16 protein-coding genes and 1 pseudogene are annotated in these 20,848 nt (G+C 62.0%); 4 read left to right on the top strand and 13 right to left on the bottom strand.

Annotated features, from left to right (window positions below; all coding sequences use genetic code 11):
• Positions 1–10: 10 nt before the first annotated feature.
• The 4 genes from BLV67_RS01325 to BLV67_RS01310 all read right to left on the bottom strand — a co-directional run bounded on the left by BLV67_RS01325 (position 11) and on the right by BLV67_RS01310 (position 2,086).
• A complete protein-coding gene (locus BLV67_RS01325; protein WP_069786058.1) occupies positions 11–286 on the bottom strand; it encodes a type II toxin-antitoxin system RelE/ParE family toxin in 276 nt (91 codons plus the stop codon).
• On the bottom strand, positions 286–552 hold the full coding sequence (locus BLV67_RS01320; RefSeq protein WP_069786057.1) for a CopG family ribbon-helix-helix protein: 267 nt from the start codon (positions 550–552) through the stop codon (positions 286–288). Before BLV67_RS01320 ends, BLV67_RS01325 begins: the two co-directional genes overlap by 1 nt.
• Before the next feature lie 65 nt (positions 553–617).
• Positions 618–1,403 (bottom strand): tetratricopeptide repeat protein, encoded by a 786-nt coding sequence (locus BLV67_RS01315; RefSeq protein ID WP_074854391.1) that lies wholly within the window; start codon positions 1,401–1,403, stop codon positions 618–620.
• A gap of 2 nt (positions 1,404–1,405) precedes the next feature.
• Positions 1,406–2,086: a Fe2+-dependent dioxygenase gene (locus BLV67_RS01310; protein WP_056859067.1), complete on the bottom strand. Its 681-nt coding sequence runs from the start codon at positions 2,084–2,086 to the stop codon at positions 1,406–1,408.
• 206 nt (positions 2,087–2,292) lie between these two features.
• Between BLV67_RS01310 and BLV67_RS01305 the strand changes: the two genes are divergently transcribed.
• The gene (locus tag BLV67_RS01305) at positions 2,293–4,578 is read left to right on the top strand and encodes a TonB-dependent receptor (RefSeq protein ID WP_069786055.1); all 2,286 of its coding nucleotides are present in this window, start codon (positions 2,293–2,295) and stop codon (positions 4,576–4,578) included.
• 136 nt (positions 4,579–4,714) lie between these two features.
• Entirely contained in the window at positions 4,715–7,240 is a 2,526-nt protein-coding gene (locus BLV67_RS01300; protein WP_069786054.1) for a PepSY domain-containing protein, read from the top strand.
• Between the two features lie 128 nt (positions 7,241–7,368).
• Here BLV67_RS01300 and BLV67_RS01295 read toward each other — a convergent pair whose 3' ends face one another.
• The 4 genes from BLV67_RS01295 to ptsP all read right to left on the bottom strand — a co-directional run bounded on the left by BLV67_RS01295 (position 7,369) and on the right by ptsP (position 14,543).
• The gene (locus BLV67_RS01295) at positions 7,369–8,910 is read right to left on the bottom strand and encodes an alkaline phosphatase D family protein (protein WP_069786053.1); all 1,542 of its coding nucleotides are present in this window, start codon (positions 8,908–8,910) and stop codon (positions 7,369–7,371) included.
• A 102-nt stretch (positions 8,911–9,012) separates the two neighbouring features.
• Positions 9,013–10,731, bottom strand: a complete 1,719-nt coding sequence (locus BLV67_RS01290) for a PTS fructose-like transporter subunit IIB (RefSeq protein ID WP_069786052.1) — start codon at positions 10,729–10,731, stop codon at positions 9,013–9,015.
• Positions 10,732–10,742: 11 nt separating this feature from the next.
• The gene (pfkB, locus tag BLV67_RS01285) at positions 10,743–11,684 is read right to left on the bottom strand and encodes a 1-phosphofructokinase (protein WP_069786051.1); all 942 of its coding nucleotides are present in this window, start codon (positions 11,682–11,684) and stop codon (positions 10,743–10,745) included.
• Positions 11,685–14,543: a phosphoenolpyruvate--protein phosphotransferase gene (ptsP, locus tag BLV67_RS01280; protein ID WP_065911630.1), complete on the bottom strand. Its 2,859-nt coding sequence runs from the start codon at positions 14,541–14,543 to the stop codon at positions 11,685–11,687. It lies immediately after the preceding gene.
• Between the two features lie 294 nt (positions 14,544–14,837).
• On the opposite strand from ptsP, the gene cra reads away from it, so the two are divergent.
• Together cra and BLV67_RS01270 are read left to right on the top strand one after the other, a co-directional pair.
• Positions 14,838–15,833 (top strand): catabolite repressor/activator, encoded by a 996-nt coding sequence (gene cra / locus BLV67_RS01275; RefSeq protein ID WP_065911632.1) that lies wholly within the window; start codon positions 14,838–14,840, stop codon positions 15,831–15,833.
• 2 nt (positions 15,834–15,835) lie between these two features.
• Positions 15,836–16,612, top strand: a complete 777-nt coding sequence (locus BLV67_RS01270) for a TatD family hydrolase (protein WP_069786050.1) — start codon at positions 15,836–15,838, stop codon at positions 16,610–16,612.
• Here BLV67_RS01270 and BLV67_RS01265 read toward each other — a convergent pair.
• The 5 genes and pseudogenes from BLV67_RS01265 to ampD all read right to left on the bottom strand — a co-directional run bounded on the left by BLV67_RS01265 (position 16,559) and on the right by ampD (position 20,803).
• Entirely contained in the window at positions 16,559–16,987 is a 429-nt protein-coding gene (locus BLV67_RS01265; protein WP_069786049.1) for a hypothetical protein, read from the bottom strand. The genes BLV67_RS01270 and BLV67_RS01265 overlap by 54 nt on opposite strands.
• A gap of 126 nt (positions 16,988–17,113) precedes the next feature.
• A complete protein-coding gene (locus BLV67_RS33580; RefSeq protein WP_425272293.1) occupies positions 17,114–17,818 on the bottom strand; it encodes a methyl-accepting chemotaxis protein in 705 nt (234 codons plus the stop codon).
• Between the two features lie 153 nt (positions 17,819–17,971).
• Positions 17,972–18,175, bottom strand: a pseudogene (locus BLV67_RS33575) (HAMP domain-containing protein); the annotation flags it as partial.
• Positions 18,176–19,406: 1,231 nt separating this feature from the next.
• Positions 19,407–20,243, bottom strand: a complete 837-nt coding sequence (gene ampE, locus BLV67_RS01255) for a regulatory signaling modulator protein AmpE (RefSeq protein ID WP_065911640.1) — start codon at positions 20,241–20,243, stop codon at positions 19,407–19,409.
• Positions 20,240–20,803, bottom strand: coding sequence for a 1,6-anhydro-N-acetylmuramyl-L-alanine amidase AmpD (gene ampD / locus BLV67_RS01250; protein WP_069786047.1), 564 nt, complete (start codon positions 20,801–20,803; stop codon positions 20,240–20,242). The genes ampE and ampD overlap by 4 nt, the downstream gene beginning before the upstream one ends.
• Between the last annotated feature and the right edge of the window lie 45 nt (positions 20,804–20,848).

The raw sequence follows: 20,848 nt of genomic DNA, 5'->3' as shown, positions 1-20,848 counted from the left end.
TGTCTACATTTCAACGATCTTCGCGCACGTGCCATAAGCGCAAAATATAGAGTGTTGATTCTTGAATTTCGTAGCGCATTTCGTAATGACCCACCAACAGTCGTCTTACGCCCTGCGGTTCAATTTCTTCAACGCATTCACCGATGCGCGGGTTACTCAACGCGCTCAAAGGTGCTTGGGAAAGTGGCTGCACCGTACGCGCCGCCGCCATGGGATTTACAACGGCCAGGAAGTCGAAAAGTCGAGCCAGATCTGATAAGGCCTTACTGGTCAACTTCAACGCCATCAGCGAGGTACCGGCAGCGGCGTATCAGTGCTTAAACTATCCGCCCAGGCTTGAACCGCTTGCTGATCAATCACCCGACCGGCATCGACATCGGCCATGGCCTCACGTGTCAGCCGACTGCGCTCTTCCTCCATATCGACCCAATCGGCGAGCGCTTGCTTGACGATCCAGCCACGCAAACGATCCAGCCGTGCCGCCATCTGATCGACTTTTTGCGCCAAGGCCGTGGGGACGTGAGCGGTCAGTACTTTAGTGTCAGCGCCCATAAATCCTCTCTTCGCAGCACTGCGAAACATACGATTAAATCTGAATCAGCTTCATTCATAGTGATTTAGAGTGGTGCAGCAACCGCTAACCCATGCCGCCCATCGTTAAATTGAGCCACTCGCTGCTCGAAGTCCTTAGCCAAAGACCTGATTTGCGGCTGCGCTGCCTTTAACAGCGCCTTGTGCGCGGTGCGCAAAAACTTGAGGTTCCCCCCAGCCAGCGCCTTGCGCAGCCAGCCCAGCGCCTCCTCGATCTGGCCCCTATCAGCCAACACCGCCGCATAACTGAACTGCCCGCGAAAATCCCCGCCTTCGGCTGAGCGCCGATACCACGCCACGGCCGCGTCCAGATCCTGAGGGCAATACTGCCCGTCTTCCAGATACCGCCCCAGCAGGTTCATCGACTTGGCATGGCCCTGCTCTGCCGCCAGCCGGTAAAACGCCAGCGCTTGCGGCCGGTCTTCAACAACACCTCGGCCGGTGGCCAGCAGATTCGCGTAGTTGTACTGGCCCCAATCCAGCCCAGCGTCTGCCGCCAGACGATAATTGCGCGCCGCCGCTGCTTCATCGACGGCGCAACCCCAGCCATGCTCCAGGCAACGCCCGGCCATATTGCGCGCCATCCAATGCCCGCCATGGGCCGCGATCTGGAACCAGCGCAGTGCCAGCGCTTCATCGCGTGCAATGCCGCGCCCTTCCAGCAGGATTTGCCCGAGCAACGCTTGAGCGTCGACCACGCCTTCCTTGGCCGCCATCAAAATCGCCTGGGCGGCGCGCACCGGGGAGTCGTCGAGCATGCTTTGCAGTTGCTCGACGTTGAGCACTTCTTCGCGGCGCAATAAAAAACCCATGCTTACACCTCAACCCAGCGGCGCAGCAGATTGTGGTAGGTGCCGGTGAGCTGGATCAGCGCCGGGTGGTCGGGTACGTCACGGGTCAATTGCTGGATAGCGCCGTCCATCTCGAACAGCAACGTGCGCTGGCTGTCTTCGCGCACCAGGCTTTGGGTCCAAAAGAACGAGGCATAGCGCGCGCCACGGGTCACGGCGTTGACTTTGTGCAGGCTGGAACCGGGGTACAAGACCATATCGCCCGCCGGCAGTTTTACCCGTTGCAGGCCGAAGGTGTCCTGAATCTCCAGCTCACCGCCGTCGTATTCCTCCGGGTCGCTGAAGAACAGCGTGGACGACAAATCCGTGCGCACCCGCTCATGACTGCCCCGCGCCTGGCGCACGGCGTTGTCGATATGGAAATCAAAACTGCCACCGGCCGTGTAGCAGTTGAGCAACGGCGGGAAGACTTTGTGCGGTAACGCCGCCGACATAAACAACGGGTTGTTCCACAAACGCTCGAGCATCGCCGCACCGATTTCCTTGGCCAGCGGGTGGCCTTCGGGCAACTGCAGGTTGTGCTTGGCTTTGGCGGATTGGTGCCCGGCAGTGATTTTACCGTCGGCCCACTCAGTGTTTTCCAGGGCTTGGCGAATGCGCAGCACCTCCTCGCGAGAGAACAGGCCGGGAATATGCAGCAACATGAGGCAATACCTGAAATCAGAGAGGCGCTAATGGTATTGATTCTTATCTGCCCTGTAAAACACGGCAGACGAATGAGTGGGTAAAAACCGTAAGGCAAAAGTGTAAAGAATGTAAATTCAATGCGAATAGTAATGTATCGCAATTGATAGAAAGTCTTGTTGACCCTATATTCCGCGGCCTCACCTCCTTGGGGAAAGGACTTGTTATGTCGCGCACTACGCTAAAAACACCTGCCAGTTCACCACGCATGCTGGCTTCGGCCATCGGCGTTGCACTCAGTGCCAGCTCTGCCGCCCAACTGGCGCAAGCGGCCGAAAGCACCGAACCAAAAGGCGAGCGCAACAGCATCTCCCTCGGCGCCACCAGCATTACCGGCCAGGAACAGGACAACACCTCCTACCAGGTCGAAAAAGCCTCGTCGCAAAAGTACACCGCGCCGCTGGTGGACACCCCGCGCTCGGTCACCGTGGTGCCGCAGCAAGTGCTCAAAGACACCGCCGCCACCTCGCTGCAGGATGCCTTGCGCACCGTACCGGGCATCACCTTTGGCGCGGGTGAAGGCGGCAACCCCCAGGGCGATCGCCCGTTCATCCGTGGCTTTGACGCCCAGGGCGACACCTACCTGGATGGCGTGCGCGACACCGGCGGCCAGAGCCGCGAGATCTTCGACATCGAATCGATCGAAGTCAGCAAAGGCCCCAACTCCTCGTTCGGCGGTCGCGGTTCGGCCGGTGGCAGCATCAACCTGGTGAGCAAGACGCCTCAGGCGCGTGACTTCACCAACGGCGGCTTTACCTACGGCTCCGACCAGACCCGCCGCTACGTGCTCGACGTGAACCGTCAGTTCCTCGACAACGCCGCGTTCCGTTTGAACCTGATGAGTCACGAACAGAATGTGGCCGGCCGCGACACCGTCAACTACGACCGCTGGGGCGTGGCACCGTCGCTGACCTTCGGCCTGGGCACCCCGACCCGTGTCAACTTCAGCTACTACCACATGGAAAGCAACGACCTCCCGGATTCGGGCATTCCGTATGGCTACAGCTCGCCGACCGCCACTGCCCACGGGCATGACAAACCCACCGATGGCGGCGACAGCAACAACTTCTACGGTTTGAAAGACCGCGACTTCCGTAAGACCCGCGCCGACATCAGCACGTTCTCCATCGAGCACGACCTGAACGACAACATGACGCTGAAAAACACCCTGCGCCATGGCAGCACCGGCCAGGATTACGTACTCACGCAGCCGGATGACAGCCAGCGCAACGTCAGCCGTTTCGGCACCGTGTGGCGCCGCGCCAACACCCGCGTGTCGACCACCGACACCACCACCAACCAGACCGATCTGTTCGGCAACTTCCAACTGGCGGGCATGAAGCACACCTACTCCACCGGCCTGGAATTCACCGGTGAAGAAACCCGCGTCAGCGGCTACACCGTCAGCCCGAACAGCAACCCGACCTGCACCGTGGCCAAAGGCAGCCTGGGCGGCCAGTGCACCTCGCTGAGCAACCCGACACCGGATGACGCCTGGACCGGCAGCGTAGCCCGCAACTACATGGGCACCAACACCAAGGCCACCAGCCGCGCCGCCTATGTGTTCGACACCATCGAGCTGGACCCCAAATGGCTGCTGAACGTCGGCCTGCGTTACGACACCTTTGATACAGAAGCCAACACCAACGCCGCTGCCGGCCGCAGCAAGCTCAAGGACGACAGCCAATTCTTCAACTGGCAGGCGGGTCTGGTCTGGAAGCCGCTGGAAAACGGCAGCATCTATACCTCCTACGCCACTTCGGCACAGCCGGTTGGCGGCCTGGTGGGTGAAGGGCAAGAAACCAATGGCTTCGTTACCGGCATCAACACCAGCGACCTGAAACCCGAAGAGACCGTCAACTACGAGCTGGGCACCAAGTGGGACCTGTTCCACAACCGCCTGTCGTTGACGGCAGCCGTGTTCCGTACCGAGAAGAAAAACACGCGAATCCTGGTGGACTCCAATACCTTCGAAAACGGCGGCGAATCCCGTGTCGATGGCCTGGAACTGTCGGCCAGCGGCAAGCTCACCGATCAATGGCAAGTGTTTGCCGGCTACAGCTACCTGAAAAGCGAACTGGTCGACCCAGGCAAAATCGGCAACCGTCAAAACGTAGTGTCTGCCGGCTCCAACAAAGGCAACCAAATGCCTAACACGCCGAAGAACACCTTCAGCCTGTGGACCACTTACGACATCACGCCAAAACTGACCATCGGCGGCGGCGCGTTCTACGTCGATCAGGTGTACGGTGACCCGGCCAACACCGTCTACGTACCGGCCTACACCCGCTACGATGCGATGGCCAGCTACAAGCTGACCAAGAACGTCGACCTGCAATTGAACGTGCAAAACCTGACCGACAAGACCTACTACGACAAAGCCTATGCGGCGCACTTCGCCAACCAGGCCGCCGGGCGTACGGCGCTGTTGACCACCAGTTTCCACTTCTAAACCCGGTCAACGTTCAGCCAGAAGCCCCACGCATCGGATGCGTGGGGCTTTTGCGTGTAAAACAGAATATTTCTCGTTAGCCCACGGCATAATGCGCGCCGTGACAACGACATCCAGATGAGCGAGGCGGTCCGACGTGTTGAAAAAAACCCTGTTCCAATTGCACTGGTTCTTCGGCATCACCGCCGGGCTGGTGCTGGCGTTGATGGGGATGACCGGGGCTGCGGTCTCGTTTCAGGATGAAATCCTGCGGGCGCTGAACCCCACAGTCTTGAAGGTCGAAAAACGCGAAGCCGGTGTGCTGCCGCCAGCCGAACTGGTGCGCAAGCTTGAGGCCACCGAAGGCAAGACCGTATCGATGCTGTGGGTGGAAAGCGACAGCGGCAACGCCGCGCGCGTGTTCTTCACCGCCCCGCCGGGCGAACGGCGTGGCCAGATGCGCTACTTCGACCCCTACACCGGCGATTACATGGGCGATGCCGTCGGCCAGGATGTGCTCGGCTTTATCTTGCAGTTGCACCGCTTCCTCGCCATGGGCGAAACCGGGCGTAACATCACCGGCGCCTGCACCCTGATCCTGGTGTTCTTCTGCCTCTCCGGCCTGTACCTGCGCTGGCCGCGCCAGGTGGCGAGCTGGCGCGCCTGGCTGACGCTGGACTGGCGCAAGAAAGGCCGCAGTTTCAACTGGGACCTGCACTCGGTATTCGGCACCTGGTGCCTGCTGTTCTACCTGTTCTCGGCGCTCACCGGCCTGTATTGGTCCTACGACTGGTACAGCCAGGGCCTGAACAAACTGCTCTCCGACGCACCGCAAAACGAGCGCCTGCGCAAGCGGGGCCCGCCGCCCGAAGGCGCGGCGCCGGTGGCCAACTATGACGCGATCTGGAGCAGCATCTACGCCAACGCCGGCCCCGGTTTGATCGCCTACAACATTCGCATGCCGTCCGTCGCCGGGGAGCCGGCCATTGTGTATTACCTGCTCAACTCATCGCCCCACGACCGCGCGCTGAACCAGATCAACCTGGACCCTGCCACCGGCGAGGTCAAATCCCACGACCCGTACGCCGGCAAGACGCTCAAGTCCCAATTGCTCACCAGCATTTATGCACTGCACACCGGCAGCTATTTCGGTTGGACCGGGCGGATCATCCTCACCCTCAGCTCGCTGATGATGCCGTTGTTCTTTATTACCGGCTGGCTGCTGTACCTGGACCGTCGCCGCAAAAAACGCCAGGTGCGCGACGCCCGCAAAGGCCTCGGCGCCAACCACAGCGACGCGCCGGCCTGGCTGATCGGCTTTGCCAGCCAGAGCGGTTTCGCCGAACAGTTGGCCTGGCAAACCGCCGGGCAATTGCAGGCCGCCGGTTTGCCGGTGAAGGTGCAGCCGCTGGGCAGCGTCAGTCAGGACGACTTGAGCCAAACGCAGCACGCGCTGTTCGTGGTCAGCACCTTCGGCGATGGCGAAGCGCCTGACAGTGCGCGGGGTTTTGAGCGCAGCGTACTGGGTCAGGACTTGTCGCTCAAAGGCCTGAACTACTCGGTGCTGGCCCTGGGTGATCGCCAATATGAACACTTCTGCGGGTTTGCCCGGCGCCTGCATTTCTGGCTGACCCACCAGGGCGGCACGCCGTTGTTCGCGCCGGTGGAAGTCGACAGCGGCGACAGCGAAGCACTGCTGATATGGCAACAGCAACTGGGCCAACTCACCGGCCACGCGCCGGCAGCGACCTGGCAGGCGCCTCAGTTTGAAAACTGCACCCTCACCCATCGCACCCTGCTTAACCGCGACAGCGTTGGCTCAGACATCTACCTGCTGGGCCTCACGCCGCCTGCGTCGCAAAGCTGGCTGGCCGGTGACCTGGTGGAAGTGCTGCCGCGCAATTGCCCGTGGGCCATCGAGCATTTCCTCGCCGGCCTGGGCCTGGTCGGCAGCGATGGTGTGTTGATCGACGGCCTGGCGCAAACCCTCAACCAGGCTTTGGCCACCCGCCAACTGCCGGACAACCGCGCGCACCTGGTCGGCCTGCACGCACAGGCGCTGGTCAACGCACTGGTGCCCTTGGGCACGCGCGAATACTCCATCGCCTCGATCGCCAGTGACGGCGTGCTGGAGCTGATCGTACGCCAGGAACGCCACCCCGACGGCAGCCTGGGCCTGGGCTCCGGCTGGCTGACCGAATACGCCGCCATCGGCTCCGGCATCAGCCTGCGCCTGCGCCGCAACAGCGGCTTCCACTTGCCCGAAGCGCCGGTGCCGCTGATCCTGCTGGGCAACGGCACCGGCCTGGCCGGCCTGCGCAGCTTGCTTAAAGCGCGTATTGCCGATGGCCAACAGCGCAACTGGCTGTTGTTCGGCGAACGCAATATCGCCCACGACTACCTGTGCCAGGACGAGCTGCAAGGCTGGCTGGCCAGCGGTGACCTGGCGCTGCTGGACCTGGCGTTTTCCCGCGACCAGGCAGAGAAAATCTACGTACAGGACCGCCTGCGCGAATCGGCAGACGTATTGCGTAGATGGCTGGCCGAAGGCGCCGCAATTTATGTGTGCGGCAGCTTGCAGGGCATGGCCACGGGTGTGGATCAAGTGCTGCACGAGGTGCTGGGCAGCGAAGCGGTGGAGCGCTTGATTGAGCAAGGCCGCTATCGTCGGGATGTGTACTAAGCCCTCATACCGATCGTTCCCACGCTCTGCGTGGGAATGCATCCTGTGACGCTCCGCGTCACCGCCCTAAAAGCGGACGCGGAGCGTCCATGGCGGCGTTCCCACGCAGAGCGTGGGAACGATCGTCCTCAGGCGGGTTGCAGTTTTTGCTCGAACACCGAGACCCCATCCAGGTCGCGCAGGATCACGGTCAACTCCGCCGTCTGACCATCAATCTGCACCTCACCAAAAAACTGAAAACCGGCAAACGGCGAGGTGTTCTGCGCAGGCGGTGCCTTCTGGAACACCACCTCCGGCCCGAAGGTTTTATCCAACTGATTAGGCCCGAAGCTCCCCGCATTCAGCGGCCCCGCCACAAACTCCCAGAACGGCTCGAAATCCTGGAACGCCGCACGGTCCGGGTGGTAATGATGCGCCGCGCAGTAATGCACATCCGCCGTCAACCACACATGGTTGCGCACCTGCTGCGCGCGTAAAAAACCCAACAGCTCGGCAATCTCCAACTCACGACCCTGGGCCGGGCCTGGGTCGCCGTTGGCGATGGCTTCCCAGCGCGGCACGCCAGGGCTGACTTCACCGTCGGGCACGCCCAGGCCGATAGGCATATCGGCGGCGACGACTTTCCACTGCGCTTGCGAGGCCTTGAGTTCGCGCTTGAGCCAGTCCAGTTGCTCACGGCCCATAAAAGGTTTTTCGCCGCCCAGGTTGTTGTCGTTAGGCCCGCGATAGCTGCGCATATCCAGCACAAACACATCCAGCAACGGCCCATAGCTGAGCTTGCGATAGATGCGCCCGCCGCCATCGGCGCTCTGGCGGCGCATCGGTGAATATTCCAGCCAGGCCTGGCGTGCGCGGCCAACCAAGGTGTTGATGTCCCTGGTCTGGTAACGCTCGTCGAGCACCTTGCTCGGCGACCAGTTGTTGATCACTTCGTGGTCGTCCCACTGCCAGATCTGCGGCACTTCGGCATTGAAGCGGCGCACGTTTTCATCCAGCAGGTTGTAGCGGTAATTGCCGCGATACTCGTCGAGGGTTTCGGCGACTTTGCTTTTGGCTTCTGTGGTGATGTTGCGCCAGATGCGCCCATCTTCAACGGTCAGCTGCGCCGGCACCGGGCCGTCGGCGTAGATGGTGTCGCCGCTGTGGATAAAAAAGTCCGGCAGGCGCAGGCGCATGGCTTCATAAATGCGCATGCCGCCGATGTCCGGGTTGATACCAAAACCTTGGCCCACAGTGTCGCCGCTCCACACAAAACGGATGTCGCGACGTTGCTGCGGCACGCTGCGCAAGTGGCCGAACCACGGCTCGCTGGCGACGCCGGTCTGGGCGTCTTCAAAGTGCACACGGTAGAAAATCGCCTGATCAACCGGCAGCCCGGTGAGTTCGACACGAGCGGTAAAGTCGGTGCGGCTGTCGGCCAGCGGCGAAATGAATTTGCGCGGGTTGCTGAACACGCTGCGGGTGTCCCACTCCACCACCATCTTCGCCGGGCGGTCGCTGCGGCTCCAGATCATCGCGCGGTCGCCCAGCAAGTCGCCGGACTGCACGCCGTCGGTGAGTTGCGGGCGGTCCTTGACCGAGGCGATCACCGCCGGCGCCAGCCCCGGCAGCAACAGCCCGGCGCCAACGGCTTGCATCACACGGCGACGGCCGAGATCGAAGTGGCTCATGCGGGTGCCCTCTTGAGTATCAAAAGGGAAACTTAAACACGGGAGCATGAAGCGGATGTGACACCGACCGTAAGAACACCAGCTCCCACATTTTGAACAGTGTCAGGCCTTGGCTGAAGTGACCGCCATCTCCGCCGCCTCCGGGCGTTTGATCAGCGCATACACCAACCCGGTCACCAGGCTGCCCGCCACAATCGCCAGCAAATACAGGAGCGCATGGTTCATCGCATTCGGAATCACCAACACAAACAAACCGCCATGGGGCGCGGCGAGTTTGCAGCCGAAATACATCGACAGCGCGCCGGTCAAGGCACCACCGGCGATGCTGGCCGGAATCACCCGCAGCGGGTCTTTGGCCGCAAACGGGATCGCGCCTTCAGAGATAAAGCACAGGCCCAGGATCATCGCGGCCTTGCCCGCCTCGCGTTCGGTCTGGGCGAATTTGCGCCGCGCCAGGAAGGTGGCGATGCCCATGCCAATCGGCGGCACCATGCCAGCGGCCATGGTCGCCGCCATCGGTGCACCGCTGGACGCGGCCAGCAGGCCGACCGAAAACGCATACGCTGCCTTGTTGATCGGCCCGCCCAAATCCACGCACATCATGCCGCCCAACAAAATGCCCAGCAGCACCGCATTGGTGGTGCCCATGGTGCTGAGAAAATCCGTCAGCCCCGTGAGCAACCGCGCCACCGGCGGGCCGACCAGGTAAATCATCGCCAGGCCCGTGAACAGGCTCGCCAGCAGCGGAATGATCAGGATCGGCTTGAGCGCCTCCAGGCTTTGCGGCAACTGCACCGCGCGGGTGATCAGTTTGACGCAGTAACCAGCAAGAAAACCGGCAAGGATGCCGCCGATAAATCCGGCGCCCAAGGTGCCCGCCAGCAAGCCGCCGATCATGCCCGGCGCGAGGCCCGGACGGTCGGCAATCGAATAAGCGATGTAGCCCGCCAGCAACGGCACCATCAGCATAAAGGCCTGGTCGCCGACGGTTTTGAGGGCGGCGGCCAAGGTGCCCTTTTCTTCAAAAGCATGGATGCCGAACACAAACGACAAAGCGATCAACAGCCCGCCCGCCACCACCATCGGCAACATGAACGACACGCCGGTGAGCAGGTGTTTGTACACGCCGGTTTTTTCTTTTTTGGCGACCGCACCGCTGCCGGCGTTTTCTACCGCGCCTTCGGCCAGCGCCTTGTTGAGCGTGGCCTCGGACTGCTTGAGGGCGATGCCGGTGCCGCAGCGGTAAATCTTCTTGCCGGCGAAACGCTCGGTGGCGACTTCGATATCCGCCGCCAGCAACACTACATCGGCATCGGCGATGGCCTGCGCGCTCAACGGCGTGCGTGCGCCCACCGAACCCTGGGTCTCGACCTGCAAGTCATAACCCAACCGCTTGGCCGTTTGCTGCAAGGCTTCGGCGGCCATGAAGGTGTGGGCCACGCCGGTCGGGCAGGCGGTGATCGCGACGATGCGCGGGGCATTCTTCGCCGCCACCGGGGCTTGGCTGGCGACGTACTCCTGGGCTTCTTCGGCGCCACGGCGCAGCACCGCGTCGACATCCGCCAGCGCCTGGGCCGGCGTGCTCTGGAAGACACGCTTGCCGACAAACCGCTGCATATCCACCGGTGTGCTGCTGACCAGCAACACCCACTCGGCCGCATCGATCGTGGCTTGGGACAACTGGCGCTCCGGGCGCTGCACATCCACGACTTCGGTGCTGGTGCTCCAGCCCTGGCGCTGTGCGGCGGCGTCCAACAAGCGGGCGCACAGCACACTGGTGACCATGCCGTTCGGGCAGGCGGTAACAATGGCTAACTTCATCACAAACCCTCTTATTGTTCTGTCAGCGTGCGCACGTGGACGCCGCTTTCGAGGCGCGCCAACTGCGCGTCATCGCTGATGCCAAAACCGATCTGCGTGACCGCCATGGCGGCAATCGCCGTGGCCCGGCGCAAGGTGACTTCCGGCAGATCACAGCTGAGCAACCCGTGCAGCATCCCGGCCAGCAACGAATCGCCTGCACCCACGGTGCTGGCGACGCTGACCTTGGGCGGCGTGGCCTGCAGCGCGGTGCCCGGGCTGAACCAGTTGACACCGTCGGCGCCGTGGGAGACCACCACATGCTCCACACCTTGAGCATGCAAACGTTCGGCGGCCTGGGCCTGTTGTGCGATGGTGTCGGTGGGGCAATCGAGGGCTTCGGCGAGTTCTTCGGTGTTGGGTTTGATCAACCACGGGCCGGCCTTGATGCCGGCGCGCAAGGCTTCGCCGCTGGTGTCGAGGGCGACTTTCAAACCAAGGTCTTTCAACGCGTGTATCAGTTCCTGAAACCACTGTGCACTGACGCCACGCGGCAAACTGCCGGCGACCACCACCGCATCGAATTCAGGGCCGATGATCGCGACCATTTTGAGCAGTTGTTTTTGCGCCTGCTCACTCACCAACGGCCCCGGCGCATTGATGTCGGTGACCCGACCATCCTGCTCGGCAATCTTGATGTTGCTACGGGTTTCGCCCGGCACGCGGATGAACACGTCACCAAACCCGCGGCTGGCGATCAGTGCCTCGAAAGCCTCAGGGTTTGAAGCGCCGAGAAAACCGCCCACGCTCACGTCATGCCAGAGGTCCGCCAGCACCTGGGCGACATTCACGCCCTTGCCGGCAGCATGGGTCAGCAGGGTTTCGCTGCGGTTGACGGCACCCGGTTCCAGGTGTGCCAGACGTACCGTAAGGTCCAACGCCGGGTTCAGCGTCAGGGTCAGAATCTTCGCCATTTACACGGCCTCCACTAGGGCTCGTACTTCGGCGGGCGAGCCCACCACGAGCGCTTTTTGCGCCAGGCCCTGGGCCTCGCTCAGACTGAATTCACGCACCCGCGCCTTCACTTCGGGAATGCTGCGGGCCGACACACTCAACTCATCCACACCCAGGCCGACCAGCACCGGCACCGCCAGCGGGTCCGCCGCCAGTTCGCCGCACACGCCGACCCATTTGCCATGGGCATGGGCGGCGCGCACGGTGATGTCGATCAGTTGCAACACGGCCGGGTGCAGGCCATCGGCCTGGGCCGACAAGGTTGGGTGGCCACGGTCGATGGCCAGGGTGTACTGGGTGAGGTCGTTGGTGCCGACGCTGAAAAAGTCGACTTCCTTGGCGAGTACCGGCGCCAGCAAGGCGGCGGACGGTACTTCGATCATGATGCCCAGTTGCAGGTCGGCTACCGGGATTTCCAGGCGCAGGCGCTCGGTCATATCGCGGGCGGCACGCCATTCATCGACGCTGCCGACCATGGGAAACATGATGCGCAGCGGGCGGTTGTCCGCCGAGCGCAACAGCGCACGCAATTGCGCCTCCATAATCTGCGGGCGCTGCAAGGTCAGGCGAATGCCGCGCACACCGAGGAAGGGGTTTTCTTCCTCGGCAATCGGCCAATACGGCAGCGGTTTGTCGCCGCCCACATCCAGGGTGCGCACCACCAGCGGGCGACCGCCCAGGCCGTCGAGCACACGGCGGTACTCGGCTTCCTGGGTGGCCTCATCCGGTGCCTGCGGGTGGGCCATAAAAATCAGTTCGGTGCGCAACAGCCCGATGCCTTCGGCGCCCTGCTCCACCGCCGCCGCAACGCCGGCGCTTTCACCGATATTGGCGAACACTTCCACGGCATGGCCGTCGCGGGTCATGGCCGGTTCGTGACGCTGGGCCGAGGCCGCTTGCAGGCGCTGTTCGCGGGTGTCGCGTTCGACCGTGGCGCGTTGCAGCGTGGCCGCGTCGGGGTCGACATGCAGGCGGCCGCGCTGGCCGTCGAGCAATAGCTGTGTGCCAGCGGCCAGCAACAACACCGCCGCGCCGGCGCCTACCAACGCGGGGATGCCCAAGGCACGCGCAACAATCGCACTGTGGGCCGTGGCGCCGCCACGGGCGGTGAGGATGCCGGCGACGCGGGTGGGGTCCAGGCGCGCAACGTCAGAGGGGCCGACTTCATCCATCACCAGGATGTAAGGTTCGCTCGGCTCCTGGGCGGTCTCAAGGCCGCACAATTGCGCCAGCACCCGGCGGCCAATATCACGCAGGTCGGCGGCGCGCTCGGCGAGCAAGGCATCCTGCAACGACTCCTGCTGCTTGGCGGCGGCTTCGATCACGCTCATCCACGCCGCTTGCGCGCTCTCGCCTTGCTTGAGGCGCGTGTCGACTTCGTCGGTCAGCTCCGGGTCGTCGAGCATTTCCTGGTGGGTGATGAAAATCTCGCGGATCGCCTTGGATTGGCTGCGCTCGATCAAACCCTGGATATCAGCGCGCACCTCGGTGAGCGCGGCGTGCAGGCGCTGGCGCTCAATGGCCGCAGACTCGCCACGCAGCGGGTAATCAAAAACCTGTTGGGTCTGGATATGCGCAGGGCCGATGGCAATGCCAGGCGCGGCGGCGATAGCCTGGACCTGGCTGCCGGACACGGGTGCGCTGATCGCGGGTTCATTATCAAGAGGCGCTGGCTGGGCACTGACGGTCGGCAGCGGCTCGACTTCTTCGCCAAGCCCTTGCTCCACCGCTGCCAACAGCGCGGGCAACGCATCATCGGCAATCGCAGGTTCGGCGACAAATTCCAGCACCTGGCCGCGACGGGCGCCGAGGCTCAGCAATTTGCTCAGGCTTTTTACCGACACCGCGCCCACCGGGCCGTCGACGATGCGCACGCGGATATCGCCGTCAAAACTTTTCGCCAACTGCGCGAGGATCTTCGCCGGCCGTGCATGCAAACCATGGGCATTGGCCAGGGTGATGCGCGCACTCGGCCAGTCCGGTGGCAACTCGCCGCCAAGCACTTCAAGCACGGCACGGCTGCTGGTAGCACGGCCCAATTCCTGGCCGCGCCCTTCAATCAACAAGGCGCACAGGCGTTCGAGCAAAGTCTGATGGGCTTCCCCAAGGCTGGCCAGGCAGAACAGGCCATTGAGGGGCTGGCCGAGGTAACGCATCGGTTTGTCCGGCGTCACGAACGCAAGGCCAGGGCGCTTCACCGTCTGCTCACTGTGCAGCCACCACAGGCCATCGCCCAACGGCAGCGCGTCGACTTGCTGCAAGACGGCGGCGAAACCATTACTCACACAATCGGCCTGACGCAACAGGCGTGCGCCGCGCCAGACCAGCTCTTCAAAATCGTCGGCCGACACGCCCAGGCTGATCATCTGCGCATCCAGCGCCAGTTCCTGCGGTGCGCCTTGCAGCAGTTTCAGCAAGGCTTCGGCCGAGCCGGCACGGCGCAGCGCCTGGCCCAGGTCGGTTTCACCGAGGGCGCGGGTGAGCAGTTGCAGCAGGCGCAGGTGTTCATCGGATTTGGCCGCGATGCCAATCGCCAGATAGACGATCTGGCCGTCGCCCCAATCCACCCCTTCGGGGAATTGCAGCAGGCGCACGCCCGTGGAAAACACTTGGTCGCGGGTTTCCGGCGTACCGTGGGGGATGGCGATACCCTGGCCGAGAAAGGTCGAGCCTTGGGCTTCACGGGCTTGCAAGCCGCTCAGATAACCCTCGGCGACCAGGCCGTCGGCCACCAGTTTGTCCGCGAGCAGGTGCAAGGCAGCAGATTTATCCACAGCCACCTGGCCCATGGAAATCTGCTCTACAGTGAGCTCAAGCATGCCGTTCTCCTAGTTAGTGCAATGTGGGCACTAGGTATTGTTTTGAATAAATCAGCGCAGGCGCGTTCAAAAATAGCTGACTGAGTGGTCAATTGGCAGTAGCCACTCAGCGGCGAACATCGTAAAAATACGCCTGCTGAAACGTTTAATCTAGAATTTATGGCAGATTATGCGCTAATTATGCAAGCTTGAAGGACCACTCGGCACTTGAGCTCAGACAATAGTCGTGTGCAGGAATCGGTTACGATTGGACAAAATGTCGGGGCAAGCTCTAAAAAACAAGGAAATCCCGGTTTGAAACTCAGTGATATTGCACGTCTGGCCGGTGTGTCCGTTACCACCGCCAGCTATGTCATCAACGGCAAAGCCGAGCAGCAACGCATCAGCAACGCCACCGTCGAGCGGGTGCGTGCCGTGGTCCAAGCCCATGGCTTTACGCCCAACCCTCAGGCCGCCGGGCTGCGCAGTCGGCACACGCGCACCTTGGGTTTTATCTTGCCCGACCTGGAAAACCCCAGCTACGCGCGCATTGCCAAACTGCTGGAACAAGGCGCGCGGGCGCGCGGCTACCAACTGCTGATCGCCAGCTCCGATGATGAAGCCGACAGCGAACGCCAGCTGCTGCAACTGTTCCGCGCGCGGCGCTGCGATGCGCTGTTCGTCGCCAGTTGCTTGCCGGCCAGCGATGACAGCTACCGCGAGCTGCAAGCCAAGGGCCTGCCGATTATCGCCATCGACCGGGTGATGGAACCCGGGCACTTCTGCTCAGTGGTCAGCGACGACCGCCAGGCCTGCCAGCAACTCACCAGCAGCCTGTTGCAGCCGTTGCCCAAGCAGATCGCGCTGATCGGTGCGCACCCGGAACTGAGCATCAGCCAGGAACGCGCCGCGGGTTTCCGTGAAGCCTTGCGCGACTTCGAGGGCGAGGTGCTGATCGAACAAGGTGAGGCTTTCAGCCGTGACTGTGGCCGCCAGTTGATGGAAGAACTCCTGCAACGCCTGGGGCATTTGCCTGACGCGCTGGTGACTACGTCCTACGTGCTGCTGCAAGGTGTGTTCGATGCGCTGCATGACTTCCCGCTCAAATCCCGGCCGTTGCGCCTGGGCACGTTCGGCGACACCCAACTGCTCGACTTCCTGCCCTTGCCGGTCAACGCCATGGCCCAGCAACATCAACTGATCGCCGACACCGCCCTGCGCCTGGCCCTGGCGGCCATCGAAGAAGAACAGTACGAGCCCGGCGTGCATGCCATCGGCCGGACCTTCAAGCAGCGCATACACGAGGCTTGAGCGTGGAGCTGATCGACACCCACACGCACCTGGACTTCCCGGATTTCGACACCGATCGCCGGGAAGTCCTCGCTCACAGCCGCCAACTCGGCGTGCAACGCATGGTGGTGCTGGGTGTGTATCAGCAGAACTGGCAACGGCTGTGGGACCTGGTCCAGGACGATGAAGGTTTATTCGCCGCCTTCGGCCTGCACCCGGTGTATCTGGATGAGCATCGCCCCACCGACCTGATCGAGTTGGGTGATTGGCTGACCCGCCTGCACGGCCATCGGCAACTGTGCGCCGTCGGTGAGATCGGCCTGGATTACTTCCTCCAACAGCTGGACCGCGAACGCCAGCAAAGCCTGTTTGAAGCGCAGCTGAAACTGGCCGTGGACTTCCAGCTCCCGGCCCTGCTGCACGTGCGCCGCAGCCACGCGGCGGTGATTGCCACCCTCAAACGCATCCGCCTGCCACGGGGCGGCATCATTCATGCGTTTGCCGGCAGCGTTGAAGAGGCCCGCGAGTACATCAAACTCGGTTTCAAACTGGGCCTGGGCGGCGCGGCCACCTGGCCCCAGGCGCTGCGCATGCACAAGGTGCTGACCCAGTTGCCGCTTGAGGCGCTGGTGCTGGAAACCGATGCGCCAGACATGGCACCCGCCATGTACCCCGGCCAGCGCAACAGCCCGCAACACTTGCCGGACATCTGCAAGGCCTTGGCCGAACGCATGGGCATCAGCCCTTCAATGCTGGCCGAAACGAGCACACGCAACGCGTACGAGCTCTTCAACTGGTAGCCCATTGACCGCCTGCAGTTCCAGGGTGAGCCGCTGCCGGTGGCGCACATAGCGCAACATCAGAAAGTGGATCAGCACCCCCAGCAATGAAACGTTGAGCTGCCCGACCATGCTGATCAGGCCCAGCCACTCGGCCACCATCGCCACGATCAGCACCACGCTGGTCAATACCATCAAGCTTGGGTGCACCATGGCCCAGTGATCCAGGGATTTGAACTGGCGCAGTTGCCTGGGGCAGTTCACTTCCAGAACCCACTGACAATACGGGCAATCAAACGGCTCACGGATGGCAATGGCGTTCAATTGCCAGGGCTTGAGTTCGAAGGTGATGTCGCAATGGGCGCAGTGCCCTTTGATGCCGATAACCGCCGTCATCGCGTTGCCTCCCGAGACCCCTGAGTGGGTAAAACAAATTCTCACCCAATCACAGTCTCAAAACAGACACAGCGAAAAATCGGGACAGGCACCACAAACAATCGAGTCTATTCCTACGTACAGGTCTTACACGCGAAATGCCCCGATCAAGTGCTTCAGCTCAATGACCTGCAATGACAGCTGCCGGCTGGCGGCCTCGGTCTGCTGCGCGCCCTGGGCCGCATGTTCGCCGGCTCGATTGATTTCGACGATGTTCTGATCGATATCGTGCGCGACGGCGGTTTGCTGCTCGACGGCAGCGGCGATCTGCTGGTTCTGGTCGACGATCATGCCCACGGCGCCAAGGATATTTTCCAGGGCCTGCTGGACCTTTTCCGACTGAGCCACGGTGCCGTTCGCCATGGTATGGCTGGTGCCCATGGCCTTCACCGCCGCGCCGACACCGCTGTGCAAACGGCTGATCATCTGTTCGATTTCTTCAGTGGAATGCTGGGTACGTCTTGCCAGGGTGCGCACTTCATCGGCCACCACCGCAAAACCACGCCCCTGCTCACCGGCACGCGCCGCCTCGATCGCCGCATTGAGCGCCAGCAGGTTGGTTTGTTCGGCGATGCTTTTGATCACCTCCAATACGCTGCTGATGGACTGGCTGTCGGTGGCCAACTGGTTGATCACCCGCACCGATTCATCAATCTCCGAGGCCAGGCGTGCAATGCTGCCTTGCTGGGATTGCACCAGGCCACGGCCGGTGACGGTTTCGTCGTTGACGCTTTGGGCGCTGTTGACCGCCGTCGCCGCGCTGCGTGCCACTTCCTGGGCGGTGGAAGACATCTGGTTCATCGCCGTCGCCACCTGTTCAATCTGGCTTCGCTGGCCGGACACCGCCTGATTGCTTTGCGAAGACACGGCCTGCACCTGGCCGGCTTGCAGCTCGACCTGGCTGACGGTGTGCCCCACGCGTTCGATCAAGTCATGGATCTTGGCCACAGTGCCGTTGAACACTTGGCCCAGGTCGCCCAGTTCATCGCGACTGCGGGCCTCAAAGGTGACGGTCATGTCGCCGGCCGCCACTTTGTCCATCATCGCGCCCAGGCGGCGCAAGGTGGTGCGCGTGGAGGCATAGAAGCCTGCATACAAATAGAAGATCAGCAGGAACACCGCCACCAGGGCGCACACCAGCACCACCATGTGCAGGCGGTTTTGCGCCAGGCGCTGCTGCAGTTGCTGCTCAAGGAACGTCAGGGTGGCGTCATTGAGCTGGTAGGTCTGGGCCATCAGTCGGCTGACATCGTCGTAGAAACCTTGCCATGGCGCGTCGAGGGTTTGCGCCATGACAACCTGCTCTTCGAACAACTCGCTGCCTTGCTTGAGGCTGGCACTGCTGGCTTGGGCCTGGCTGTCGAGCGCCGTATGCGCGGCGGTACTGGCGCCCAAGGCATCCTGCAGCTTCAAGGCGTATTCAGCCTGGAGTTTTTCCAACTGTTGCAACAGTTCTTCAAAGCGCGTGCTGGAGGATGAATTGAGAAAGCCCTGGCCCAGGGAGTACGCGCCCATGGCCCGCCCCTCGCCGAGGGTTTGGGTGACTTGCGCGGTGACGCTGGTGAGCAGCTCACTGAGCTGGCGCAAATCAGTCTGAGGGTCACGGCTCAAGCCGGACTGGCTGGCAATGATCTGGCTGAGCATCTGCGCCTTGTTGAGTAATTTGCCGATCAGCGCGCTTTTGCTCAGCAGCGAGGTTTCCTGTTGCTGGGCCTTGAAGGCGGCGATCAACTCGTCGCGCTTGCCCTCGAAGGCGCTGGCTTGCTCGGGGTCGGCGGTCATGGCGTTGAGGCTTTGCAGGCGGCTCAGCACGCCCTGCTCCAGGGCACTGATCTTGCCTTCAAGATCGCCGGCCTTGCCTGATTGCCCCAGCACCGCGTTGATCTGCACCTGATTGTTCAGAGTCTCCAGGTCACGCCGCAACGCCAGGCTGCTGCCGAGCAAATCGAGGCTTTGCAGTTCGATACGGGTGCCCTGGAATTGCGACCAGGAGTCACGCACCAGAAAATAGTTGGTCGCCAGCATCGGCAGCAGGAACAGCACGCTGATCAGGCTGAACTTCATGCCGAAGCTCAGGCGGTTCATCAGGGCGACAGCGGGATAGAGCAAGCGCTTCACGGTTGAGCTCCCTTTCTTATTTTTATTGAGGCGCAGGGCGGCGGCAGATAGCCACTATTTGGCGCTCTGACTGTATAGCTCAATTTGAAAGGGAGTTTTGTAACGTAAGGTTAACGGCTTGGAAATTCACCACAGACTTGTGTGGGAGCCGGGCTTGCCCGCGATACAGGCACCGCGGCTTTTCAGTTATGCCGAGGTGATGCTATCGCAGGCAAGCCAGCTCCCACATTTTGAACACATGCAGCCTTGCTGTTGCTCTGGGCTAAGGCAACACCGTCCAGATCGCGAACCCGGCATACCACAGCACAGCGGCCCGCAGCAGCAGTTCCCACAGCCGATCCAAACTGTTGATGCCATCGGCGCCCACCACCGGTGGTGGAATTTCAGCCGCCACCAGGCCGACTTTTTCCATCAGTTGCGCGGCGCTGATGTCCCAGCTCAACAGCTCATGCAGCATCACCCGGCTAACCGCGACAAAATTACCCACCAGGGCAAAGCTGGCCGCCAGCAAACGCACCGGCAGCCAATCAAAGGCGTGACGCAATTGCCCGGCGCGCTCGGCGACCAGCGGGTTCTGGCTGTTCTCGCTGGCCAATGCCAACAAGCGATAAGCCAGGGCCGCGACCGGGCCGAGCAGGAAATACCAGAAAATCACCGCAAAAAAGCTTTGGTAGGCCTGCCACAGCAAATGGCCTTGAACCCGCTCCAGCAGTTGCTCGCCACTGTCGGCGGCCACTTTCAGGTCGCGCTCGGCTACGTGCTCGGCAGCTTGCAGGTCACCGCGCCGCCAGGCGTCGCGAAACGGCCCAAGCTCGCCCAGCAGATCGCCGCGCCCCAGGCTGTAGATCACCACCAGCAAATGCACCGGCAACGCCAACAGACCATAAGCCACGGGCTCCAGCACCAACAGCAACAACCCCAGCAAGGCCACCGGCAACAACACCAGCAGTACCAGGATCAGCCAAGGCTGCTTGCCCATGCGCGGGCTCGTTTCCAGCTTGGCCAGTTCGCGCAGCCATCCGCCATCACGTTGCAACCGCCGACGCAGGGCCGAGAACTTCTCGATCCACACCGCCAGCACCAATACCAGGAAACTCATCGTGCGTGTCCTCCATCCTGCAGGGCGCTGCGAAAGCGCGTCCAGTCAAAAGCCGGGCCCGGATCGGTCTTGCGTCCCGGTGCGATATCACTGTGGCCACAAATACGCTGCGGGGTAATGCCTGGGTAGGCCGCCAACAGCTGCCGGGTCAGGTCGAGCAGCGCCACATATTGCGCATCGGTAAACGGCAGTTCGTCCGTGCCTTCCAGTTCGATCCCGAGGGAGAAGTCATTGCACACTTCACGCCCCTCGAAGCTGGAAATACCAGCATGCCAGGCACGGTCCAGGCACGACACAAATTGTGTCACCGCGCCGTCACGTTCAATCAGAAAATGCGCAGACACACGTAGGTCGACAATGCCTTCAAAGTAGGGATGTTCCGTGACATCCAGGCGATTCTGGAAAAACTCATGCACCTTGCCAGTGGCAAACTGCCCCGGCGGCAGGCTGATGTTATGCACCACCAACAGTGAGATCTCGCCGGCGGGGCGCTCGTTGAAGTTGGGCGACGGGCAATGACGGATGCCCTTACACCAACCGCTGGTGGGGTCCAACTGCATACGGGCTCCTTGAATAAGTCGAGGTGTTACCAGTATGCCGCGTTC

Origin of the sequence: Pseudomonas salomonii (genome assembly GCF_900107155.1) — a bacterium.
GTDB classification, from domain to species: Bacteria; Pseudomonadota; Gammaproteobacteria; order Pseudomonadales; family Pseudomonadaceae; genus Aquipseudomonas; species Aquipseudomonas salomonii.
Note: the sequence above shows the minus strand (reverse complement) of the source record. Positions and strands in the feature narration are given on the sequence as shown.